Genomic DNA, 24,769 nt, shown 5'->3' with positions numbered 1-24,769 from the left:
ACGAATTTAATATAAACACAAATGCCATCCAAATCATTGGATGGCATTTGTGTTTATACACTATTTTAAAGTAGTGCTCAATTATTCATCTTCAAGTTTCCAGGTTCTAACCCAATCAATCTTCATAGTGTTTATAGTATCATCTAACAAATCATTCTTTAAAGCTAAACCACCTATCCAATCGGCATCAAATGTCCATAAATCAAAAATAATCTCTAGTTCTCTGGTAAATTCACGATTAGGATAAATTGATCCCGATCTATCTTCACCAACCGTAACACTACCAACAGCCTCTCCATTTAAATAAAATTGAATATTTTTAGAATCCTTCCACCACACACCAAATGTTTGATAGGCTTCATTCCATTTCACTCCACGCGCCGGATTAGCTTCTGATAAATTAATATTATTAAAGTTATCATCATTTCTAATGGTAACAGGATTCAAGCTAGAATCAGCATGAAAATATTGAGAATTCATTGTGGTTGGGTAATCTGGCTTACATCCACAAGACGGTTTTGAATTATTTTCAATGATATCAATCTCATCTCTATTATTAATATCCCCATTATTAAGCCAATATGTATTATATGCAGATATATGTGCTGCTTTAATTCTTGCTTCTGTATACATTGGGTATTTAGTTTCATCGATAGAATGAATTCGTGCTGTTTGAAACCAACGCCCCTCAGGATTACTCTCATTCAACGTTGCCTTTATCCAAAGATTACCATTAGAAACACCAGAATTTTCTCCAGAGGTTGACATATACACTGGCACACCATAATTCCATGTAGACTTAAACCATTTAGAGCTATCCCAAAAGTTAAACTCATCAGACATACTTTCTAATTTAACCCACTTTTTACCTGCAGGCGTTGTATTATCAATAGACACGAAAGACGGAAAATTAGGATCTATATTTGCAAAATCTTCTGAAGTTGGTTCAGATTTATTCACAGTTATATGCACTGTTGCCGTATCACTATCACCATCGGCATCTGTAAGTGAATATGTAAAGGAATCAGCTCCATGGAAATCAGCATTTGGAACATACTCAAAAACACCATCAGAAACCTCTGAAACCGTACCATTACCAGCATTATTTAACAAACTAAAATCATCCCCGTCACCTCCATCAGATCCGATTACATCATTTTGAGAAACATTTATCCTATTTCCTTCACCAGCACCACTATTTTCATCAACTGTTAAAGTATCATCATTGGCAATAGGCTCACTATTTACCTCAGTAACCGTGACACTAACCATTGCAGAATCCTTATCACCATCTGCATCTGTTAACGTATACATAAAGCTATCCTCTCCAAAATAATTAGGATTTGGCAAATACTCAAAAACACCATCGCTTACCTCTGTTACATTTCCATTTTTAGGTGCTTCTAGTATACTATAATCATTTCCTTTTCCACCATCCTTTCCAATATTGTCATTGGCCGAGACTACTACCTGATTTTGTTTCCCAGGCACACTATTTTCATTAACAACTAAACTGTCATCATTTGCTGAAGGAAAATCATTAGTCTCAGAATTATCGTCACCACCACAGCTTACCATAATGTATGTAAACACAAGTAAAATTAGCATTAAAAGCCTCATTTCTTTAATCAATTTAATCAGTTTCATCTTTCTTTTTGTTTATTTAGCATTTCAAATCTACAAGAAAACCTGAGGTTATACTATAGTTTAGCCAATTGTCAAGTTCTTATCAAGTGAATTTTAACTTTTCTTGTAAGCACCTTGGGTGTCTCTGACAAAAGATAAAAAGACCTGCTTATACAAAAGCATAATTACAACACAGGTCTTACAAAAATCTATTAACATATTTCGTGTCGATTTATTAACTTTACCTGATAAAAACCAAAGCAACGTTGTCACTAAACTTACAGGATATTCCGCGCGTGAAAACCATTACCAAAGCGGAATTTTTAAAAGATTACTTTAAACCACAAAAACCAGTGGTTATTGAGCGTTTTATAGAAGATTGGCCAGCCTATTCTAAATGGAATTTAGATTACATGAAAAATATTGGGGGTGATTTAACCGTTCCATTGTATGATGACAGACCGGTTGACTACAAGGACGGTTTTAACGAACCACATGCCAAAATGAAGCTGGGTGAATACATCGATTTACTCAAAAGAGAACCCACTAAATACCGTATTTTTCTATGGAATGCATTAAAAGAAATTCCTGAATTACAGAAAGACTTTACATTTCCTGATTTTGGACTACGCCTTATGAAAGGCATACCCATGTTATTTTTTGGCGGAGAAGATTCCTATACGTTTATGCATTATGACATTGACTTAGCCAATATTTTTCACTTTCATTTTGAAGGAAAAAAACAATGCATTTTGTTTGATCAAAACCAAAACGAATACCTGTATAAAATACCCCATTCACTCATCACCAGAGAAGATATTGATTTTAACAACCCTGATTTTAAAAAATGGCCCATGCTAAAAAAAGCAATAGGTTATAAAACTGAACTTAATCATGGTGAAGTATTGTATATGCCCGAGGGCTATTGGCATTATATGCGCTATCTTACGCCTGGATTTTCTATGAGTTTACGTGCTATGGCCCGAAACCCTAAAAACTTTAGCAAGGCGGTTTACAATGTATTTGTGATGCGGAGTTTTGATAATATGATGCGCCGCATTAAGGGGCAAAAATGGATTGATTGGAAGAATGAGCAAGCCATTTTAAGAACTCATAAACAACTTTAAATTTAAGTTTGTTTTTGCCGTACTTATAATATCTTTGCAACTAATTTTTAAACAATCAAACATGAAACATTTTGCGCTATTAGTAGCTGTTTTCAGTATAACCTTAGCCAGTTCTCAAGCCTATATAGGGGCAAACGACAACAAATTTCAAGTAGGAGTTAATTTGCAAAACCATGCCACAGGTATTCATGCTAGTTATGACTTTGGTTTGGGAGAAAACATTTCAGTTGGGGTATCTTCAACCTATGCCTTAGGCGTTAATGAAAATATAGATGCCGATTTTGGCGATCGTTTTGATGTAAGAGGCCGCTTTAATGCTAACCTAGGCAACGTGATTAATGTAGATGAAAATTTTGATTTGTACCCAGGCCTAAGTTTAGGACTTAGAAACTTTGGTGGTCATCTAGGGGCGCGTTACTTCTTCAGTTCAGGGTTTGGTTTATATACCGAGTTTGGGGTGCCTTTAGCCAAATACAAAACAGGAGATTTAACCCCCGCTCAAAAATTAAACAATCAATTTAATGTAAATATTGGTGCTTCATTTAGTTTATAAATAAACTATTCGTTTAAAGCAACAAGGCGCATGGTCTAGTAACACCAAAACTAGATTATGCGTCTTTTTTTATATCACAAAAGCCTGAGTTAAGAAATTAATTCATGAGCTTTTTCATATACTAAATAAGATTCCCAACCACGATATAAAAAATAGTCTGTAAATTTCTTACGCTTCTTGTAAATATTAACTTCCTTAATGCTTTTTGCCTTTTTTTCTGACAAAGCGTTAAAAACTTCGATGTATTCCCCTTCATCAATTTCAGCAAGTGCTTGATTTATATTAACTTTGGAAATGTCTTTTCGCTTTAGTTCTAAAGTTAATCGGCAACGTCCCCAACGTTTTATATTGAACTTTCCACGTACAAATGTTTTGGCAAAACGTTCTTCATTAAGAAAGTTATGTTGTAAAAGATGAACCACAATCACATCAATAGCCTCGGGTATCATATGCATGGTTTCTAGTTTTTTTCTAACCTCTTGATGACAGCGTTCTTGGTACGCACAATAGTGCTCTAATTTTTTAGTAGCCTCTTGTAGTGTATATGTTTTTTTTGATAGCATAAGTGCTCAAAAATAACAACTATTAATAAACCAACGAATGAAAATTTATAAAAGCCAAATCTTAGGCATAAAAACATACGCGTTATGAAAAAAACAACACTGCTTATTGTTTTAATATTACTGTTTCGTTTAGGGTTTGGGCAGATTGTGGCATGGGACATGGATGGTAATAATGGAGATGAAGTAACCTTTCAAGACACAACTCATGATCTAGGATTGATTATTTCCACATTAAGTAGAGGGTCTGGATTAACACCGAGACAACTTACTAACGCTTTTTCTTCTGGAAACTTCACCGTTAATGGTTCTCAAGCAGATGCTTTAAGCAACAATGACTATTTGGAATTTCAAATTTCTGCAACTAACGGGTATCGAGTTTCTTTATACACTTTAGATGTAAATTTAAGAAGAACAGCTACGGGTCCTGAGTTCTTTCTATGGCAATACAGTCTTGATGGCATTACTTTTACTAATATTGGTAATCCATTTAACTACTCCATAGACAGCTCAGCTACTTCTCAAACTCAAATTAATTTATCAACTATTTCTGAATTACAAAATGTTGCTTTTGGTACAACAATAAGTTTTCGACTCTATGGCTGGGGTGCTAAAGATGGTAATGGAACTTTTTCAGTTGGACCATTACCAGGGGACGACCTTAGTTTAGATGGCATTGTTAATTTGATTCCTACATGCTCGGGAATTACAACGACTTGGGATGGCACGTCATGGACTCCTTCTACTCCAACATCATCAGATGAAGCAATAATAAATGGTGATTACAATTCTTTAACGATTGATAATATTGATTGTTGTAAGTTAACAATTAACTCCCCATATGTTTTAACTGTAGATAATGGTTCTTATGTAAGTGTTGAAAATGATGTTTTTGTAAACGGTACTCTTTTTGTTGAGACCCAAGGAAGTTTTGTTCAAAGCAGTGCCAACGGAATTTTCCAAATTAGCTCTAGCGGCAGCGCATCAATTACCAAAACAACTAGAATATACAATGACGCCGGTTTACACTATGTTTATTGGGGATCACCAGTAAAAAGTGCAAATATAGTTTCTACATTTCCTTTACCCGATGACAACAGAAGATATTTTTTCAATGCCGCTAACTATTTAGACCAACATACGGTAGGAACAAACAATGGTATTCCTGATGATATTGATGATGATGGTAACGATTGGCAAACTGCAGCTGGTGTGATGACTCCAGGAATTGGGTATGCGGTAACAACAGTTGCCCCTCCTCCTGTACCAGGACCAATTAACTATACTGATCAGGCAACATTTTCTGGTGTTTTTAATACTGGAGAAGTCAATGTTACTGTTTATAGAAATGATGATGAACTTAATGATAGTAATTGGAACCTAATAAGCAATCCTTACCCCTGCGCCATAAGTACCGATGCTTTCTTTGACCAAAATGAATATGATATTTCTACAAACCCAACTGGTACTCTTGAAGGAGTAATTTACTTGTGGACCCACAACAGCATGGCAAGTGATTTAAATCCGGGAAATTACGCATATAACTTCAGCCAAGACGACTATGCCTATATAAACAGATCTGGGGGCGTAGCCGCAATAAGTGGAGGTGAGACTCCAAACAAGTATATCCCTTCTGGACAAGGATTTTTCATCGCAATGTCAAATGATGGTCAAACAAACGGAGGTTCATACCCAATTTTTACTGGCATAGCTTCTTTTACTAACAATATGAGAATGGCTGATATAACAAGCAATAGTCAGTTTTTTAAAATTTCTAATTCAAAAACAAAATCAATTAAAGACTCCAATAAACTATGGATAAATTTAACTTCTGATAATGGAGTATTCAATCAAATCTTAATTTCTTATATAAAAGGGGCATCCGACAACCTAGACAAATCATCATATGACACAAAAAGAATACCAACAGGAAGTGCAAGTGTATTGTATTCAAGAATAGATAATTCAGATGAAAAATTTGTTATACAAGGAAAGAATCCAACTAGCATCAACCCCGAAGAAATCATTACCCTAGGTTTTAAAACCACCATTGATGTTCCTACCATTTATACCTTATCTATCCCGCAACTAACAGGTGATTTTTTAACCTTAAATCCTGTTTATTTAAAAGACAAGCTATTAAACAAAACACATGATTTATCGGCCTCTGAGTATAATTTTACCTCAGAAGTTGGTGAGTTTAATGACCGTTTTGAAGTGTTATTTCAAAATAGTACCTTATCAACAACCGAAAAATAACACCGCTGTTAACAGCTTAGATATTGTGCCTTTAAATGACAACGATATGCAGTTCACAACAGCTCCTAACTTAACCATTAAATCGATTGAATTATTTGATCTTTTAGGACGCTCTTTATACCGCTTAAACGGAAGTAACCACTCTGAAATTTATAGTTTACCTCGTTTAAAGGGTGTGTTTTTTGCCAAAGTGCATCTATCAAATGGTACTGTAATAACCAAAAAAGCAGTAAAAAAATAACTTTAAACTATTTAAGACCACCATGCCTCAAAATCTGCTTTTGGATTTTGAGGTTTTTTATAGGCTATACTTTAAGGCTAGAATAACATTTCTGCCCGCAGCCCCAATCCCCGAGGAATAGGTTTTATAACGTTGATTGGTTATATTCTCTAAACTAGCCATTATAGCTAACGATTCATGTATTTGATACTGCGCCCTAATATTAAGTGTAACCCATGACGGACTGTAAGGGTTTCCGTTAGCATCTAAGGCATAAATGTAATCTTTCTCAATTTCTGAAGGGGCTAATTGATTGGCTGATAATTCTCCATTATAATTGGCAAACACATCAAACTTCATCTTATTATTACTCCAAATAAGATGCGTATTCCCAAACTGAGGTGCCACATGCCTCACGGGTACTTCTATATTTCCGTAGGCCTCCGTACCACCTGTAATATTGTATTGCGATGTTAACTTCAGTTGGTTTGTAAACCTAATGTTTAAGCCGACTTCAAAACCATAAATCCACGCCTTTGAAGCGTTTTGAATAGCTTGAATGTTACTTAATTCGCCATCATATATAATGTTGGATTGACCATTTAACGTATAATCCCTTCGTACTAAAGCATTATCTAAATAGGTATAATACGTATTCATATCTAACAACACTTTTCCATCAAAATCTAACAGCACACCTAATTCACCTCCATAAGCAAATTCTGGTTTTAAATATTCATTAGGCACCACTACAGATCCTGGTTCAGAATCAAACACTTTACCAATATCATCTATATTAGGTGCTCTAAAGGCCGATGAAGCATTCAATTTCCATTGAATCCTATCATTAGGTGACCAACTAATTCCAGCCGTTCCTGTAAGGGCACTTGACTCGTTTATAGATTGATTAAAAGGTAGATGTAAAAATGTATTATTTTCTGTAAAATCGGCTCTAGAAATCACATGATTAAAACGTAAACCCGATTGAAATACAAACTTTGTATTGGGTTTATATTTTAAGCTAGCATACACCGCTCCCGATTGCCAGCTTGCCCCATTGGGATATCTTGAAACGGCTTTTTCGCGCTCACCCGTCATTATATTCTGAGTTTCGCCATGCGACATTATTTTGTTATACACATACTCGGCACCATAGAAAAAATGTGTTTTGGGTGTTATAATTTTTTCAAAATCAAGATTAAAGGAATACGCATCTACCGCTTCTTCCCTAATGCGTCTTATATCTGATTGGTAATCTCTGTCTTTCCTGCTTTCTTGAAAATTTTGATAGGCCACCGTAGCTTTAATTTTATTATAAAAACTAGAACGGCTGCTTAACTTGGTCATTTGAAAGTTACTCATAAACCATGACTGCGGACCGTAGTGCCATTCTGCAGATCGTAATTGATCACCTTTATAGCGTATTAATCTATCATACCGCGGTATGTCAGAAGTTGTGGTATAAAATAGTCCGACATCAAAACTAAAATCTTTCTCTGCAGTATACCGTACTTTCTGCATCACATTATACTGTTTGTACCCCGAAAATCGCTGCAATCTTGAGTTTGTATTGGGTACTATTTTGTCACCGCTTCTGGAAACTTCAATAAACTCAGGCCTTAAATAATCATTAGGCCCTTGGCGCCCCATTTTTAAATCATCAAAATCTGTATAACTCACACTAGTAATAAAACCCCATTTTCTGTACCCTAAATTGAAATCGAAATGCCCTGTTTTTTCCTGACTTGCCGATGCATACCTTACAACAGCATTTCCTTTTAGGTTTAACCCCTCTGTATACGAAAGTTCAGGCTTTTTGGTATAAAAACTCATCACACCACCTACAGCATCACTTCCATAAATAACAGAACCTGCGCCGAGCGTTACCTCTGTATTCTGAAGTGAAAATGGATCAATAGAAATAACATTTTGAAGGTTACCTCCTCTAAAAATGGCATTATTCATGCGTACACCGTCAACAGTAATTAGCAGTCGGTTTGTAGAAAACCCTCTTATCATTGGGCTTCCGCCTCCTAATTGACTTTTTTGAACATAAACCTGTCCCGTTTTTTCTAAAACATCGGCACTTGTTTGAGGATTAGTAAATGTAATTTCTTTAGCATCTATACTGATGATTTTTTGAGGGATATCTTTTTTACTTTGTTCAAACTTTGATGCTGAAATTACCACTTCTTGTAGGTCTTGCGTATTAGATTCTAAATAAACTCTGTTAGAATGACCAATAGCATTTTTTGAGAGCCTTTTTAAAACATGTGATAAATGTTTAAAATAGATGATTTCTGTACTTGAAAAATCCTGCAATGAAGCTTCCCCTCGAAAATTTGTAACCGTACTTTTTGATTTGTCTACATTATATATGGCAACACCGAAAATCGGTTCATTAGTCTGTTTATTTAAAACCTTTATATTTTGAGCATAAAACCTTGTAAACGCAAGCAATAGAAAGAAAAGAATAGAAAACGACCTCATTTTTAACTAAAAACTTGATTAAATACCTGCAATGACTTAGGGGTTTTAAAACTCCCCAAATGTAGTTCAAAATAAAGCAAAATCATATTTAAAAAAGACTGCCTTTGTTTAGCATTAATCTTAATTTCTGGTAAAGCATCAAATGTTGTGCCTAACAACTGTTTTAGGAGCTCTAAATTGTCTCCAGTGATACAATATTTACTTGTATACTTAGACTCAAATTTACCTTCATTCAAATCAAAAAAAGCATAATCAATATGAGAAACATCTGGATAAAACCCTAAATACTTAGATAATTTCAATAAAAACAACAAATGAAAGTTAGCGTATTCAGATTGTGTATCAAGCCATAATAGCGTATGTTCTATATAGCTATAAAGCGGTTCATTCGCTTCTTCTTCTTGCAATGTACTACTTAAAACCTCTGCTAAAAACATAACAACAGCTCCCTTAAGTATATGTGAATGTAATGTAGTATACATGTGACTCACCTTAATGTCTTTTATGTATTGTAATGACTTTTTAGGTTTGAAATCTGTAATGACTTGAAGCTGTGACAAGGGTTGAAAATAGGCTACTTTTGCACCTCCTTTCTTACTCTTTAAAACACCATGAAGCAAAAAACTTACCACACCTTTTTGCTGGGTGTAACATTTTACGATTAAGTCGGATTCTTTAAATTTTAGCTTTGAAAGAACAATAGCGTTAGTGGTAAGTAGCATAGTTTTATCTCACAACCATTAGTTTGATGACTTTAGTTTCAAACGTATCAAGATCTGAAATCATTATCAAATATACGCCTGATGACACCATATTATTGGCAAGGTTTTTACCATTCCAATAGGCGGTTCCTCCATCAATTTCTAGGTTATACCCTCCGTATCTTTGATTAATTCTTGATTGTGCTTCGGCCACCAAATTACCTTCAATATCGGTAATTTTAATATTTACATGCTCTGAAACATCTTTAATCTTTACCTTTTTTTCAACTATATCAAAATGAGGTCTTACAGGATTGGGGTAAGCAAAAGCTTGTTGTAAGTCTTTGATAGGCTGTGAACTGCCCGATTTGAATGATACCAATCCTTTTTGTGTAGCTATATATACAATACCATTATCGCCATCAATAGAAATATCTCTTATACTGTTTGAAGGTAAAGGTGAGTTTGTTCGTGTGAAGTGAAATATGGTACGTTGACCATCGGGTGAAAAATAAAACAATCCAGAATCTGAGGTTCCTATCCATTTATTGTTTGAACCATCAACCTCAATATCTGTGATATTTTGTTGGTAAAGCAACTCTTTGGCTATACCATCTTCTTCAATTATAATTTCGTCTACTCTAATATCTGTGCTGTCAAAAAAATCAGAAGGATTATAAAGTACACGCAAGCCCCTTAATGTTCCAATCCACAATTGGTTTCTCTTATCTAAGGCCATGCCTGTAACCTGATTTGACGGCATATTGTGCTCTTCTCGTGCTATATTTTTTAGTAACTGACTTCCGTTATTTTCATGAAATCCTATCAATCCAAAATTACTACTTGCACACCAAATAGTTCCATCTGAACCAATAACAATTTTTGAAAAACCAAGATTATCATCCAACCCGCTATTAATCAATGACGTGAAATCAAACGAGCGCCATTGACCGTTTGCTGGATTATAAGACTTTAAAGGCCTGTCAATCCTGCTAGTTAGAGACCACAACAACCCATTTTTATCAAATGTACTTGTACCTACCCTGATATCAACATAGTTAGGATTAGAGGGGAGTACGAGGGATTCTAATCCACTATTCGTTTCATTATACAGAATCTTTGGAATATTTTCTTCAATCTCTACTATTCCATTTATAAATGAACTTATATAAACCTGATTTGTGTTAGCTGGGTTTATGGCAATACTGTTTAAACATTTTGCTTCAAAAAGATCTTCATAGGGTGTATTAATCCATTCATCATTTTTCAACTGACTTATTCCTCTACTGTTTAATGGATAAGGATTATATTCACTATCATACTCACCAAATGTTACCCAAACACCTTCATTTGTAGGTTCAATGGAAAATGGATTATTCAGTATGGGGCCATCTGGATGAATTTCTTCAAAAGTAAATGGACTATTTATAATTGTTTTCAGTATTCCAAAGTTTTTAGTACCAATAAAAACAAAATTTTCATTTACAACGGCAGAGGTATAAGACGTCTCAAACTCTTGTGCTTGTTCTATCTGGGAAATCAAATTGAAATCAGCATCATAAACAAAAATATGATTAGTTGTTGAAACTATAAGATTATTATCAGATTGCCTTAAATCCTGTGGCGAATCACTATAAGTAAATAACTCAATAACATTATCATTTAATATCTGGTATATTTTTTTATTGCTGTTTATAGCGTACAAATTGTTTTCTACCCCCTGAACTCCTAACCAACTTCCAGAATTAATGGTTTGCCAATTATTGAAATCAATAAGATTTGGATCTGATAAATCTGCCTTTTTTATACCATTATTGTTTAAGCTTGAAGCATAAATAAACTCATTGATTATTGTTGTTTGTGTTACTGGTATTTGACTGCCATTAGCACCTATAAAATAAGTATCACCAAACTCTAGTCGCTCCAAATCAAATACTGAAATCCCAAAATCAGTTGCAATATATACTAGGTTTTGGTACCCCGTAAAATGATTGATTCGCTTATTATTTGAAGGAATTGTAGGCTTATCAAAAATATCACGAACAGTTAAAACTTTTATGTCATTCTCAAAAACAATTTCAATAATTCCATTTTCATAACCTACAACCAACAATTCAAAGTCAGGACTATAATATATAGCAGAAATAGATTCTCCTGACAATCCGTTAACCGTTGTAAATTCTCTTAATTCATTTGTTTTGGTATCAATGCTAAAAACTGCGTTCTCTGCTGCTGCATATATTTTATTATTTGCTTGACTTAAGCCTACTATTTTGCTAAATGAAAAATGACCTTGCCATTGCGTAGAGTAGTCCTGAGAAAGCACGCCTATTGAAAAAAGAAAAAGTATAGATACAATAAGTCTTTTAAACATAGTTTTAATTTGAATATTCAAATATATTCATATCTAACGAGTATTTCTTTAGAACAAGTATGTTTAAACAAAAAAAGCTTCCCTTTCAGGAAGCCATTTTATCTTTTTAAATTTAAATGAACTAAATGATACCTTGCGCCAGCATAGCATCAGCAACCTTCACAAAACCAGCAATGTTAGCGCCCCGCACATAATCGATATAACCATCATCATCTTTACCGTATTCTAAACACGATTTATGAATATCGGACATGATATCTTTTAACTTATTATCAACTTCTTCTCGTGACCATTTAAATCGTAATGAGTTTTGAGTCATCTCTAATCCTGAAGTTGCCACGCCTCCAGCATTTGAAGCTTTACCTGGTGCAAATAATATTTTTGCCTTATGAAATGCTTGAATAGCCTGATTGGTTGATGGCATATTAGCACCCTCACTCACACAAATACAACCATTATTTAAAAGTGTTTTAGCATCATCTTCATGCAATTCATTTTGGGTTGCACATGGCAGTGCAATCTCACAAGGTATTTTCCATGGTGTTTGTCCTTTTATGAATTCTGCATTTGGATACTTATTCAAATATTCGCTTATTCTTCCGCGTTTTTCATTTTTCAATGTCATTACGAAAGCTAGCTTTTCAGCATCAATACCATCTTTATCATAAATAAAACCAGAAGAATCAGAAAGCGTTAACACTTTTCCTCCAAGCTGAATTACTTTTTCTGCAGCATACTGTGCCACATTTCCCGATCCTGATATCACGACGTTCTTGCCCTTAATACCATCACCTCTTGTTTCTAGCATTTTTTCAGCAAAATAAACCGTGCCATACCCAGTAGCTTCAGGTCTTATTAACGAGCCTCCCCACGACAATCCTTTTCCCGTCAATACACCTGTAAAATTATTACTGATTTTTTTATACATTCCAAAAAGAAACCCTATCTCTCGGGCTCCAACACCAATATCTCCCGCTGGAACATCGGTATTATGACCTATATGTCTAAATAATTCCCCCATAAAAGCATGACAGAAACGCATAATTTCGTTATCACTCTTCCCTTTTGGATCAAAATCACTTCCTCCTTTTCCGCCTCCCATAGGAAGCGTTGTTAAACTATTTTTAAAAACCTGTTCAAAAGCTAAAAATTTTAGGATACTCAAATTTACTGTTGGATGAAAACGCAACCCCCCCTTATAGGGACCAATTGCCGAATTCATTTGAACCCGATATCCTCTATTTACCTGAATTTCACCTTGATCATCAACCCAACACACTCTGAACATAACAACACGCTCAGGCTCCACCATTCTAAGCAAAATATTCTTTCCGTAATAAATATCATTTTTTACTATGTACGGTATAACAGTTTCGGCAACTTCTTCAACAGCTTGTAAGAATTCAGGCTCGTGCCCGTTTCGTTGCTTAACTAGATCTAAAAATTCTTCAACGGTACTTTTCATGGGTATGTTTTATAGTTAAATTATTGAATAATTATTTTTTTTCAACAAATATACATTTTCTATAAAATTTTAAACGTTTTTATTAGATATTCGTAATATAATTTTTCATTACAAATCAGAGCCTTTATTAATATTTGCTGATTAAACCGCTTTTTATATATTTGTTTATAAACATGCCTCAAAAATTTTATGCTTATATGCCCAAATTCAGTCATTTAGCTTTAGTGTTTTATCTTTGTTCCCTATCCCAATCGATAAACGCGCAGTTGGGTTTTTCTCAGGAAATAGGTGTTATTGCAGGGCCTGTACAGTTTAGGTCTGATTTTGGAATAAGAAATAACGAACCAACCAATTTTGGAAATTCTGGATTTGGTATTGGACTTGTTCACTATATAAACTTTTCCTATCGTGCTGATTGTAATTGCTATACAACAGACACGTACTTTAATGATCACTTTAAACTTAGAAGCGAAATTTCATATAATTATACCAAATTAGAGCATCTTGGACATTGGGTACAACCCAATAAAGTAAGTATTCAAGCCGATCAACTAAGAGGTCATAAAGGAGTAGCTGAAAATTTTGACATTGGTATGCAACTCGAATTTTTTCCCCTAAGCATTCGTGATTTTCAAGCGTTTTCCTATAGATTTGCTCCTTTTGTAAGTTTGGGTGTGCATTATACATCCTATAACCCTAAAGCAAGCACCACTTTTAACAATCCTAATCCTGATTTTTATGGTAATGTGTTTGAATCATCAAATATTTATTCCTTTTGGTTTGAAGATTTTCCAGATAAACCTCCTTACCCCATAAAAACAAAAGGAGGAGGAACTTGGTCTACGGTAGCCAGTGTTGGTGTTAGATATAAATTAACCAAACTATCTGATTTGATGCTTGATTTAAGATGGCAGTATTATTATAGTGATTGGATTGATGGATTAAATCATAATTGGGGCGGTTATGACCGTAATAATGATTGGTTGGTTTGGCTAAATTTTGGGTATATTTACTATTTAGATTAAAATAGTTTGCATCCCTTTTCTTATTTAGCTAGCAGTCAATTCATGAAAACACCTGTTTTACCAATTATATTTCTATCTCTTGCAGTTCTTGTTGCCTGTAAAGAAGAATCCACGCTGTCATTTTCAGAATTTACTTTAGCCTCAAAAGACAATACTATTGTTGAGCTTGATATCATATTGGCTTCGGGAGATTCAGAAGCAGCGAATAATGTAAACGCTGAAATTGAAAAAACGATTATTTTTTGTTTAAATGCCGAAAAACATAATACGGATAATCTGGAAGTAAGTATTCAAAATTTTAATCAAGATTATATTGATTTTAAAAAAGATTTTCCAGAAAGTCCGCAAGTCTGGGAAGCTCAAATAGATGGTGAAGTACTATACCAAACAGAAGACATAATCAGTATATCTATTACAACATACACGAATACTGGAGGCGCTCATGGCTTATTATCTATTACCTTTTTGAATTTTAATCCAGAAACTGGATTACTAATTCCAACCATTAATTTAATCAACAACACCGATGAATTTTCAAAATTAGCTCAATTTTACTTTGAGCAATCCATCACAAAAGACGATATACTTTTTAGCCCTAATACTTTTCAATTACCAAAAAATATGGCGTATACAGAGGAAGGTATCGTTCTACTTTATAATGCTTATGAAATAGCACCCTATTCTACTGGTATCATTGAGTTTAAAATCCCCTATCACGACGCAAATCCCTTCCTAGTTCTTAATGGCTCTTAATAAGGCCAAAATATACCCATAATGAATGCCTTCATGGACTAAAACAAACTGTAAAGCCTCATCTATATTTGTTAATGTATTTCCTGTAGTTGACACAGTATAGGCATTGTAATCTTTAAAAACACCTCGCTTATAATCTTCTTCTGTTTTTTTTAAAGTTGAGGTGAGTAGTCCTTTAATTCTATCCACATCAGCTTGCACTACCTGTTCTTCTGGTCTAGAATCCTTTCTATATTTATTAATCATGTCATCTGATAGCGAAGGTTCTAGTCCTGACAACTTATAAACCAATAATTGCTCCGTCACGACAACATGCCCAATATTCCAAATAATGTTATTATTGAAGCCTTTAGGTATTTTATTCAAATCTGCTAAAGATGTATTTTCAATAATTTTGCTAAAAATGGCTCTTGTATTATTTAAAACCTGAAATGTAAAATCCATAAAGTTTATTTTTTTGATAAATATACTTTTAATTTGTTTTTAGAAACAAAAGAGACTATGAAAAAAGTATATTATTTAAAAACCTGCAATACCTGTACTCGCATTTTAAAAGACCTTAATCTTTCTTCCGAATTTATACTTCAAGACATAAAAAGTGAGCCTATAACGGTTGATCAACTGGAAGAAATGCAAAAACGCGCAGGAACTTATGAAGCGTTATTTAGTAAACGTGCTAAATTGTACAAAGAAATGGATCTAAAAAATCAGAATTTAAGTGAACGCGACTATAAACACTATATTCTAGAACACTATACGTTTTTAAGCAGACCTGTTATTATTATAAACGACAACATTTTTATAGGAAGTTCAAAAAAAACTATTGAGGGCGTCAAAGAGGCCTTAAGTTAACTTTCTTTTTTGCTAGTACTATATTTTCACGAATTTATAATTCAAAAATGCTCTAAAAGTCAATACATAAGTAATGACTTTTTTTTTTGAAAAAGAAAAATTAACTTGTAATACAAAACTGAACAAGACTTGAAAAACTTATTTTCTAACATAAAAGGAGATGCTTTTGGAGGCATAACAGCAGGCATAGTAGCTTTACCTTTGGCATTAGCTTTTGGAGTGTCATCGGGGTTAGGCCCCACTGCTGGACTCTACGGTGCCATTTTTATAAGTTTTTTTGCGGCTCTTTTTGGTGGCACCAATACGCAAATTTCAGGCCCAACAGCACCCATGACCGCGGTAAGCATGGTGGTTATTGCGGGTATTATAGCCACTAATGATGGTGATATTTCAAAAGCCCTGCCTACTATTTTAACCGTATTTCTTTTGGCTGGCATTATGCAAATAGCATTAGGTATTCTAGGTTTAGGTAAATATATTAGATACATTCCCTACCCTGTCGTTTCTGGTTTTATGACCGCCATTGGGGTTATTATTTTATTCACACAAATTTTACCATCATTGGGTTATTATCCTAAAGAGGACAAGGTATTTGTTGAACAATTTAAACCATTGGCCGAGGAAGCTATTCTTGAAAACATCTTGAAGGAAGAAGCAGGAGAAGGTATTTTAGTACTTGAAAATTTTAAAGAAACTATAAATCGTGCTCAAGACATTTCTCAGGCCGATATTTTAAAAGAGTCACAAACCTTAGCTGCAAAAAAAGCCTCTGGAGCATTAGGTGCTATAAAAGCATTACCGCGTGCATTGAAACAAATCAATTGGCTAGAGCTCATACTTGCGTTAGGCACTATTTTTATCATTTATGGATTTAAACGCATCACTAAAGCTGTGCCTTCTACGTTGGTGGCTTTGGTGGTTATGTCTGGTATTGCTGTGGGGTTTGGACTTAATTATAGACCTATTGAAGAAATACCAAGCGGCTTACCCCTTCCCAATCTTGAAATTATCACAGCATTTAAATTAGGCAATATAACACCTCACATTTTCACAGCTTTAACACTAGCCCTTTTAGGTGCTATAGACTCCTTGCTCACCAGTGTAGTTGCCGATAATATGACAAAGACCAAACACAAGCCAAACAAAGAACTTGTAGGACAAGGCATTGGCAATAGTGTGGCCGCAATTTTTGGAGGAATTCCAGGTGCAGGTGCTACCATAAGAACTGTAGTAAACATTACGTCTGGAGGTAAAACCAAGCTCTCTGGTATGATTGCTGGCATTATGCTTCTCATTATTTTATTGGGCTTAGGCCCAATAGCATCGAAAATCCCTGCTGCTGTTCTGGCGGGTATTCTCATTACTGTAGGTATTGGTGTTATGGATTATAAGGGTTTAAAAGCCATTCCTAGTTTACCAAAAGACACCAAATTTGGTCCTTTAAAAGTCAGCTCAGAAGTATTAATTATGCTTACCGTTTTAATTCTTTCTACTTTCTGGAACTTGGTTTACGCTGTAGGTATTGGTTTGGTTATTGCATCATTAATGTTCATGAAACAAATAGGAGATTTAACAGCCGAACGCTCAGGTGTAAAACCATTAAAAGAAGAAGCTTGGGATGATGAAAGTGACTTTCCTGTAAATTTAAAAGAGGAAGTGTTTATAAAACACCTAAAAGGCCCTTTGTTTTTTGGAACCACAAGTGATTTTCAACAACTTACATCTCAAATTCCAGATACAGCAAGCACGGTAATTATTAGGTTGGGTAGAATGCAATATATGGATCAATCTGGATTGTACGCCATGGAAGACATGCTTCAGGAGCTCAGTAAAAAGCACATAGAAGTGCTGTTTGTTAACCTTTTAAAACAACCAAAATATATGATGGAACGCATTGATATCATTCCAGATTTAATTCCAAGAGAGCATATTTTTAAAGATTTTAAAAGCTGCCTTAAATGGATTAAAGCCAATGTAAAAGATGTATATTAAAATAACTAACCGATTAAGCCTCGTTATTTAAAGTCTCATCGGCGTCATCATGCTTCTTCTCAACAGTAATGGTTAAAAGGTTTGGAAATATAGCGGGCACCAAATCTCTTACTGGGGCATAAAGCGCTGAATTCGCCTTTGATTCCTCATCAAGAAAGGTAAAGGTGTTATTCATCTTATCAAAAATATTCAACACAACACTTAAAATCAGTGCTATTTTTAACCCGCCAAAAACACCACCTAGTAACTTATTCAGTATTCCTAATGCCGCAAAACTAGCCAGTTTTGTTAATGCCTTTCCTGCCAAGGCAATAGCCAAAACGATGATAACAAATGTAATAGCAAAAGCGGTCATATTAATTGTTTTTTCACTCCACTCGGTTTCTGTATGTAAAAATTCAGCTGCAAAATTACTAAAATGAATAGCACCGTATACGCCCGCAATAAGAGCCACTACCCCCGCAACCTCAACAAAAAGACCTTTCATAAAACCTCTTACCAGCCCCAATAAAATTAAAGCGCCTAAAACAATGTCAATAACACCCATAAAAAAACAATTTCAGCAAATATAAAATAATAGTCACAATATGGTTTATTAACTTTGTAGCTTTAAAAAAAGTATGTCAAGAGACGAACAACTTAAAGCACGTTGGGAACTTGTAGTAGCCAAACTATCTGCACAATTTTCAGATGGGGATACCTTAGATCTTGATGCCATCATTTACCTTATTGGCGTTCAAGAACTAGGGCAATTACACCGAACATTTAAAAAAGACCAAAAACTTGACCTTATGCATATTGCCATTTGTAAGCTATTGGCGCCTTATGGGTATTATGAACTCGATTTTGTTGATGATGATGGCTGGCCGCACTATACACCTCTTGAAACCTTACCGCATTTAAAAGCTGGAGAACAGAGTATTTTAATGAAAGAAGCCATTGTTAATTACTTTTTAGAAACCGAGTATATTCAATAAACTAATGAGGGCGTTACCCCAAGGGTCGGGCTTTTCGTTACAATCGTTTTGCTCGTACCTCACAAAAAGGATTTCCTCTGCAATCCCTAACGCAATTCACATAAAAAATAGTAAATTTGCATTCATTTTTGAAATGACGTTATGATAGACAAGATAAAAGAACTTATAGCTGAAGCTGAAGCATTTAAAGCCCAATCAAAAGAAGAAGTTGAAGCCTTTCGTATTAAGTACTTAGGTAAAAAAGGCTTATTAAATGACTATTTTGCTGAATTTAAAAACATAGCAAATGACCAAAAGAAAGAATTTGGTCAAACCATAAATAAGCTAAAAAAAACAGCTGAAGATAAAGTAAACGCCTTAAAAGAAGAGTTAGAAAGCAAGGAAGAAGTTACAGGCATTTACGGTGATTTATCACGTCCAGGAGCTCCTGTTACCATTGGCGCACGTCATCCTATCTCTATTGTAAAAAATCAAATTATAGATATATTTTCACGTATTGGTTTTAATGTGAGTGAAGGGCCAGAAATTGAAGATGACTGGCATAACTTTACTGCTTTAAATTTACCAGAATACCACCCAGCACGTGATATGCAGGATACCTTTTTTATTCAAACCAATCCTGATATTTTACTGCGTACGCATACCAGTTCTGTTCAAGTACGCTATATGGAAAACAACAAACCTCCTATTAGAACCATTTCACCAGGTAGAGTTTACAGAAATGAGGCTATTTCAGCCCGTTCGCACTGTTTTTTCCATCAGATAGAAGGCTTGTACATTGATAAAGATGTAAGTTTTGCAGATTTAAAACAAACCCTGCAACACTTTACTACCGAAATGTTTGGCAAAAGTAAAATACGCTTACGCCCATCATACTTTCCGTTTACAGAACCAAGTGCTGAAATTGATGTGTATTGGGGCTTAGAAACAGAAACCGATTATAAAATCACTAAAGGCACTGGTTGGTTAGAAATTGGAGGCTGCGGCATGGTAGATCCTAATGTTCTTGAGAATTGTAATATTGACACAAAAGACTACTCTGGCTTTGCTTTTGGTGTTGGTATTGACCGTATTGCTATGCTTTTACATCAAATTGGAGATATTAGGTTGTTAAGCGAAAATGATGTACGCTTTTTAGAACAGTTTAAGGCAGCTTTATAAGTCTATTATTTTTTCTTAAATTGTTGTAGCACAAGCCCATTATTTTTATTGGGCTCTAAAATTTGCATTTTGCTACAATGTTATGATAAAATTCTTAAGACGTATTCGCAAAAGATTACTAAAAAAGAGGCTTTTAAAAAAGTACTTGGTCTACGCCATTGGTGAAATTGTTTTAGTGGTAGTGGGTATTCTTATAGCGTTACAAATTAACTCCTGGAATGGCAAGCTTCAAGAACGTAAAGAAGAACAAAAGGTCCTTATAAATTTAAGAACCGAGCTGAAAAGTAATCTTGCTTTTTTAAAATATATAAAAAAGAACAAAGAAGGCGCACTTCTCTCTATGAAGGTACTTATGAATGAATGTACCAATAATTCCAACTACAAAACTCATAATTTAGATAGTTTATTAGGAACAGCTTTTATCTCAGGATGGAAATTTGTATCGCATACCGGAGTTTTAACCAATGTATTGGAATCTGATAAATTAAATTTAATACAGAATGATAGTTTGAAACATTTATTGGTATATCTTCCAACAGCAATAGGTTTTGTTGCTATGGAAGACGATTCCTATAGATCTGACATGCATAATTATTACTTACCCTTCTTAGGAAAATACTATCAAACCAAAAATATGACTAATGCGCTAAATCAATTGGAAATTGATTGGACATCGGAGTCTTCCCGATTTACAAGGAATCCTGAAGATTTATTAAATAACCCTGAGTTTGAAAGCATATTAAACTCTCAACTTATTTTTATGAAATTTTCTTTGTTTTCTATTCAATATCTTGAACAGGCTTTTGAGACCATTTTACCTATTCTTGAACAAGAAATTAAAGACAAAAAGCATATACCTCAATTTCATTCTAATGAGCCTGCTTTACCTTTTAATTAATATCATTTTATAATCCGTACATTATTAGCACACGAGCATGTTAATTTCTTTCATACTTTTGTGCTCTCAGTAAATAAGAAACATGAAAAAAGATATTGAAATTCCAAAGGTTGAAGGTGTGTATATAGCGGTTGTTAATGAGTACAACGATATATATAAAACACAGGATTGGAATGCGTATATCATCAATGATAAAGCTATTGATTTAGACATGGTTTTAATTGTTACCAGCGGCTATTCTGAAAGCAAAACTACCTCTGTTTTTAGAAAAAAGATTGATGTGTTACCTAAAAAAAGTTATGCTAAAATCGAATTAATACAAGAAGATCTTTTTGCCTTAAACAACACCTTTAAAGTCTCCTTTTTTGAAGGCAATACTATGTTTGACAAAACCTTCTTGTTTAGAAAAAATACTATCAATTTAAAGGCTTTACAACCCATACCTTTAATGCAAAGCAGAGGGGTTTTAGTGAAGTAATAAAAACGCTTCTAACAGACAAAAACCACTTAAGAACTAATCTAACCTATCCGTCAGTTTTTTAAATACTTTTTTAGGGTTTTTGTTTTCATACAACACCTCATAAACCGCATTAATAATAGGCATACTGGTTTTTCTAGTATTTTTTTGATTGAGTAAATATGCACTTTTTGTAGCATAATACCCTTCGGCTACCATATTCATTTCCATTTGTGCAGATTTTACGGTATAACCTTTCCCAATCATATTACCAAACATGCGGTTTCTTGAAAACACCGAATACCCTGTTACTAGTAAATCACCTAAATACGCTGAATTATTAATATTCCGTTTCATTTTATGCACCTTCTTTATAAAGCGCTTCATTTCACGAATAGAATTGCTCATCAGTACACTTTGAAAATTATCGCCATACCCAAGACCGTGAGCAATTCCTGCGGCAATAGCATAGATGTTTTTTAACATAACAGCATATTCCACCCCAATAACATCATCACTTACCTTTGTTTTTATATAATCGCTTTTAAATTGATTGGCAATGGTCTTTGCTTTTTTTTCATCTGAACATGAAATGGTGAGATAAGACAAACGTTCAAGCGCCACCTCTTCTGCATGACACGGTCCAGCAATTACCGCTATATTATCATAAGGTACCTTATAATACTCATGAAAATGTTCTCCCACAAGCAAACCGCTTTCTGGCATAATACCTTTTACAGCCGATACAATAATTTTATCTGATATGTCTATATGAAGCTTTTCCAACTCACCATGAATAAATGCTGATGGAATTACAAAAACTAAAACATCTGCATACGCGGCAATTTCATTAATATCATTACTTAACTTCAATTGCTCTAAATGAAACTCTACCGAGCTTAAATAATTAGGGTTATGTTGCTCTTTTAGTAAATGCTCTTTGGTATAAATACTGCGCATATACCAACCAACTTCATCTAAATTTTCACAAAGCATTTTTACAATAGCTGTAGCCCAACTTCCTGCTCCAAAAACCGCATATTTTAAAGGCTTTTCCATAAAAAACAAATCCATTTACGATTCAAAAATACATAAAATTTTGAGTAAAAAAGCCTTCCAGCTAAATAAGGGTTTTCTTTTTTGGCACGCGTTTTGAAACCGGATTAACAGAAACCCAAAATCGAATGCCTTATGAAGACTATAAAATTACTTTTTATTTTTGCCCTTTCTGCCACTTTATTTACTTCTTGCTACACAGAAACCCTGGTTGACACCATCATTGTTGAACCACCCGTTGAAAGACCCATAACGATTAATGAATTATTAAACAGTTATGAATTATGGTATGTGGATATTAATGCTACCAAAGGTTATGGCGAAGTCCCATTTTTACAAAAAGCCTTTACCATATCATTTATACAAGGTGTGCTTTATGCTAATAACAATATTGTTGGATTAGGTTATACTGGTGATGGGTTTGGAATTGACGTTGGCGCTTATAATGCTTATAACATGATTTTGGACGTATCACACGATTTAGACGGCTTTGAAACCTTTGATGTTTATCAAATAAATGCAAATACCATAGAGCTATATAATCCTAGGCTAGACACATCATACTTTTTAAAAGGCTATCAACGTAAGAATTTTGATTACGACTTCGTATTCTATGACAACATACATTACTTCTTACAAGAATATGAAGCCTGGGAAAAAACGTTTACCAGTGAATATGGTGCTATTAATGAGTTTGACCACGAAAACTACTTACAGTTTTTAGCAGGTGGAAACGATACTACGTTTAGAAGCTCTAAAGATGAGTTAGGGCTAAACCCAAACTATATTTTCTGGGACTATACAGGGGTTTATGGTGTTGGCGATGTAGACAATGATTTCTATTTAAAAACTTTAACATTAGATTATGATTTCATGGGCAATGAATACTTTGAACTCACCGTTATAGATGATGAAACAATAGAGCTGTTCCACCCATCATCAAAAACAGTTTATAGGTTTTTAGGTAGGGGTTATATTCAATATCTTAAAACCGCTGATGGTAAAACAGCAGAAAAGAAACGTAAGTTTAGAAAAGATAAAGTAGACAACCCACGAGAAAATACTAGGGTTTAATAATAATTTTTGGTTGGTTATTTAGTGGGAAACCGTTTGAATATTTCTTTTTCAGGCGGTTTCTTTTTTATTTAAAAACAACCCATTTTTCAAACCGCTCGGTTTAACCTATTAATGAGAATATACCTTAGATTTTCATACTTTGAAATGTACAAAATAGACCAAAGCAACCCCCATAACATCAAACCAAAAAACAAGATTAAGCCAACATACACATCAACAAAACCAACTAATAAGCTCGCTACTACCGTAAAAATAATATTAAACAATATGGCTTGTTTTAAACTCATTCTAAAACATCCTGTTAAAAAGTTACAGGGTTTTAATTGATCTTTAATCAGAATTTTTTTCGGATTAGAAAAGTCAATAATAACATCATGATAAAAATCCATTTTTATAAAAAGAATATCCCCAACCCTTTCATAAGAATAATCAAATTTATCTAGGAAGTTTTCAACACTTTGAATATCCATAGTCTAGCAAACTTTTAGTTCAATGTTTTTCAGTACTCAAAACGTAATACTGAATCTTGTAACCTATAAATTTAGACATGAAACTTTAAAAGTATGTTAAGCGGAGATTAACTTTACATAAGTTAATCTGAGTGTCTATGTTAAGAAATAAGTGAAAAGGCATTATTTTGTCGCTAAATAGCATTGAAATCCCGGGAACGATTTTTAGTTCCTTTATATTTTTTATGCTATTTCTTCAATATCGTACCTCCCAGACCTCTATCAGCAGACTAAAATGGACTTGCCACATATTGTATCCCTCAGTCTGAATGCAGAAGTAAATCTTGTGTTATCTCTCTTTTTTACATGATCATTTTCCACGCTGGGATAATAGTCTGGCTTGTATGCAGACTGGTACTTAATGAACAGCCAATCACTCGTCTGTCATATAAATCAATAAAGGTAATGAGCTACAACCAACCCTCCTGAGTTTTGATATAGGCAATATTAGATACCCAAACTTCATTTAATCTGCTAGGATTAAAGTCGCCTTCCAACCAATTTCCACAAATTGTATATTTGTGATTGGGATCTGTGGTGACCCTAAATTTTCTTTTATACTTACTCACCTAGTTATTTTCTTTCATGATTTTAGAAAACTTTTACATTGATATACAACAATATAACATTCAAATTG

The 24,769-nt window shown here is 34.1% G+C and carries 24 protein-coding genes; 13 read left to right on the top strand and 11 right to left on the bottom strand.

Annotated features, from left to right (window positions below; all coding sequences use genetic code 11):
* Nucleotides 1–81 precede the first annotated feature (81 nt).
* Nucleotides 82–1,647, bottom strand: a complete 1,566-nt coding sequence (locus KFZ70_RS05795) for an Ig-like domain-containing protein (RefSeq protein WP_139694447.1) — start codon at nt 1,645–1,647, stop codon at nt 82–84.
* Between the two features lie 245 nt (nt 1,648–1,892).
* Between KFZ70_RS05795 and KFZ70_RS05790 the strand changes: the two genes are divergently transcribed.
* Complete coding sequence (locus tag KFZ70_RS05790; RefSeq protein WP_139694448.1) at nt 1,893–2,753, top strand: cupin-like domain-containing protein; 861 nt, start codon at nt 1,893–1,895, stop codon at nt 2,751–2,753.
* Between the two features lie 61 nt (nt 2,754–2,814).
* Nucleotides 2,815–3,306 (top strand): DUF6646 family protein, encoded by a 492-nt coding sequence (locus KFZ70_RS05785; protein ID WP_139694449.1) that lies wholly within the window; start codon nt 2,815–2,817, stop codon nt 3,304–3,306.
* A gap of 89 nt (nt 3,307–3,395) precedes the next feature.
* On the opposite strand, the gene KFZ70_RS05780 is transcribed toward KFZ70_RS05785, so the two are convergent.
* Entirely contained in the window at nt 3,396–3,869 is a 474-nt protein-coding gene (locus KFZ70_RS05780) for a regulatory protein RecX (protein WP_139694450.1), read from the bottom strand.
* 84 nt (nt 3,870–3,953) lie between these two features.
* Between KFZ70_RS05780 and KFZ70_RS05775 the strand changes: the two genes are divergently transcribed.
* Nucleotides 3,954–6,125 (top strand): hypothetical protein, encoded by a 2,172-nt coding sequence (locus tag KFZ70_RS05775; protein WP_407516040.1) that lies wholly within the window; start codon nt 3,954–3,956, stop codon nt 6,123–6,125.
* 46 nt (nt 6,126–6,171) lie between these two features.
* Nucleotides 6,172–6,366 carry a T9SS type A sorting domain-containing protein gene (locus KFZ70_RS05770; protein WP_407516038.1) on the top strand — a complete coding sequence of 65 codons (195 nt, stop codon included), beginning with the start codon at nt 6,172–6,174 and terminating at the stop codon, nt 6,364–6,366.
* A 57-nt stretch (nt 6,367–6,423) separates the two neighbouring features.
* On the opposite strand, the gene KFZ70_RS05765 is transcribed toward KFZ70_RS05770, so the two are convergent.
* The 4 genes from KFZ70_RS05765 to gdhA form a co-directional block, all read right to left on the bottom strand.
* Nucleotides 6,424–8,835: a TonB-dependent receptor domain-containing protein gene (locus tag KFZ70_RS05765; RefSeq protein ID WP_139694452.1), complete on the bottom strand. Its 2,412-nt coding sequence runs from the start codon at nt 8,833–8,835 to the stop codon at nt 6,424–6,426.
* Between the two features lie 2 nt (nt 8,836–8,837).
* On the bottom strand, nt 8,838–9,557 hold the full coding sequence (gene recO / locus KFZ70_RS05760) for a DNA repair protein RecO (RefSeq protein ID WP_139694453.1): 720 nt from the start codon (nt 9,555–9,557) through the stop codon (nt 8,838–8,840).
* Between the two features lie 4 nt (nt 9,558–9,561).
* A complete protein-coding gene (locus KFZ70_RS05755; protein WP_139694454.1) occupies nt 9,562–11,910 on the bottom strand; it encodes a two-component regulator propeller domain-containing protein in 2,349 nt (782 codons plus the stop codon).
* A gap of 121 nt (nt 11,911–12,031) precedes the next feature.
* Nucleotides 12,032–13,375: an NADP-specific glutamate dehydrogenase gene (gene gdhA, locus KFZ70_RS05750; RefSeq protein ID WP_139694455.1), complete on the bottom strand. Its 1,344-nt coding sequence runs from the start codon at nt 13,373–13,375 to the stop codon at nt 12,032–12,034.
* 197 nt (nt 13,376–13,572) lie between these two features.
* On the opposite strand from gdhA, the gene KFZ70_RS05745 reads away from it, so the two are divergent.
* Nucleotides 13,573–14,400, top strand: a complete 828-nt coding sequence (locus tag KFZ70_RS05745) for a THC0290_0291 family protein (RefSeq protein ID WP_139694722.1) — start codon at nt 13,573–13,575, stop codon at nt 14,398–14,400.
* A gap of 42 nt (nt 14,401–14,442) precedes the next feature.
* Nucleotides 14,443–15,153 (top strand): DUF3298 and DUF4163 domain-containing protein, encoded by a 711-nt coding sequence (locus KFZ70_RS05740; RefSeq protein ID WP_139694456.1) that lies wholly within the window; start codon nt 14,443–14,445, stop codon nt 15,151–15,153.
* Here KFZ70_RS05740 and KFZ70_RS05735 read toward each other — a convergent pair.
* Nucleotides 15,133–15,597, bottom strand: coding sequence for a DinB family protein (locus KFZ70_RS05735; RefSeq protein ID WP_139694457.1), 465 nt, complete (start codon nt 15,595–15,597; stop codon nt 15,133–15,135). The genes KFZ70_RS05740 and KFZ70_RS05735 overlap by 21 nt on opposite strands.
* A gap of 57 nt (nt 15,598–15,654) precedes the next feature.
* Between KFZ70_RS05735 and KFZ70_RS05730 the strand changes: the two genes are divergently transcribed.
* Together KFZ70_RS05730 and KFZ70_RS05725 are read left to right on the top strand one after the other, a co-directional pair.
* Complete coding sequence (locus KFZ70_RS05730; RefSeq protein WP_139694458.1) at nt 15,655–16,005, top strand: arsenate reductase family protein; 351 nt, start codon at nt 15,655–15,657, stop codon at nt 16,003–16,005.
* A 129-nt stretch (nt 16,006–16,134) separates the two neighbouring features.
* Nucleotides 16,135–17,997: a SulP family inorganic anion transporter gene (locus KFZ70_RS05725; protein WP_139694459.1), complete on the top strand. Its 1,863-nt coding sequence runs from the start codon at nt 16,135–16,137 to the stop codon at nt 17,995–17,997.
* A gap of 13 nt (nt 17,998–18,010) precedes the next feature.
* On the opposite strand, the gene KFZ70_RS05720 is transcribed toward KFZ70_RS05725, so the two are convergent.
* Nucleotides 18,011–18,544, bottom strand: coding sequence for a CvpA family protein (locus KFZ70_RS05720; RefSeq protein ID WP_139694460.1), 534 nt, complete (start codon nt 18,542–18,544; stop codon nt 18,011–18,013).
* A gap of 73 nt (nt 18,545–18,617) precedes the next feature.
* Here KFZ70_RS05720 and KFZ70_RS05715 point away from each other — a divergent pair, with 73 nt between their 5' ends.
* The 4 genes from KFZ70_RS05715 to KFZ70_RS05700 all read left to right on the top strand — a co-directional run bounded on the left by KFZ70_RS05715 (nt 18,618) and on the right by KFZ70_RS05700 (nt 21,511).
* Nucleotides 18,618–18,974: a hypothetical protein gene (locus KFZ70_RS05715; RefSeq protein ID WP_139694461.1), complete on the top strand. Its 357-nt coding sequence runs from the start codon at nt 18,618–18,620 to the stop codon at nt 18,972–18,974.
* 141 nt (nt 18,975–19,115) lie between these two features.
* Nucleotides 19,116–20,135 (top strand): phenylalanine--tRNA ligase subunit alpha, encoded by a 1,020-nt coding sequence (pheS, locus tag KFZ70_RS05710; RefSeq protein ID WP_139694462.1) that lies wholly within the window; start codon nt 19,116–19,118, stop codon nt 20,133–20,135.
* An 82-nt stretch (nt 20,136–20,217) separates the two neighbouring features.
* Nucleotides 20,218–21,033: a DUF6090 family protein gene (locus KFZ70_RS05705; protein WP_139694463.1), complete on the top strand. Its 816-nt coding sequence runs from the start codon at nt 20,218–20,220 to the stop codon at nt 21,031–21,033.
* An 82-nt stretch (nt 21,034–21,115) separates the two neighbouring features.
* Nucleotides 21,116–21,511, top strand: coding sequence for a hypothetical protein (locus KFZ70_RS05700; protein WP_139694464.1), 396 nt, complete (start codon nt 21,116–21,118; stop codon nt 21,509–21,511).
* Between the two features lie 36 nt (nt 21,512–21,547).
* Here KFZ70_RS05700 and KFZ70_RS05695 read toward each other — a convergent pair whose 3' ends face one another.
* Entirely contained in the window at nt 21,548–22,549 is a 1,002-nt protein-coding gene (locus KFZ70_RS05695; protein WP_139694465.1) for an NAD(P)H-dependent glycerol-3-phosphate dehydrogenase, read from the bottom strand.
* Between the two features lie 132 nt (nt 22,550–22,681).
* Here KFZ70_RS05695 and KFZ70_RS05690 point away from each other — a divergent pair, with 132 nt between their 5' ends.
* Nucleotides 22,682–23,620, top strand: coding sequence for a nicotinic acid mononucleotide adenyltransferase (locus tag KFZ70_RS05690; protein WP_139694466.1), 939 nt, complete (start codon nt 22,682–22,684; stop codon nt 23,618–23,620).
* Nucleotides 23,621–23,709: 89 nt separating this feature from the next.
* Here KFZ70_RS05690 and KFZ70_RS05685 read toward each other — a convergent pair whose 3' ends face one another.
* Complete coding sequence (locus KFZ70_RS05685; protein ID WP_139694467.1) at nt 23,710–24,093, bottom strand: hypothetical protein; 384 nt, start codon at nt 24,091–24,093, stop codon at nt 23,710–23,712.
* Between the two features lie 449 nt (nt 24,094–24,542).
* The gene (locus KFZ70_RS05680) at nt 24,543–24,701 is read right to left on the bottom strand and encodes a hypothetical protein (RefSeq protein WP_158293151.1); all 159 of its coding nucleotides are present in this window, start codon (nt 24,699–24,701) and stop codon (nt 24,543–24,545) included.
* Nucleotides 24,702–24,769 lie beyond the last annotated feature (68 nt).

The sequence above is a fragment of the Allotamlana fucoidanivorans genome (assembly GCF_045788535.1).
In the GTDB taxonomy this organism is placed as follows: Bacteria; Bacteroidota; Bacteroidia; order Flavobacteriales; family Flavobacteriaceae; genus Allotamlana; species Allotamlana fucoidanivorans.
This window is presented reverse-complemented; position numbering and strand designations above follow the sequence as displayed.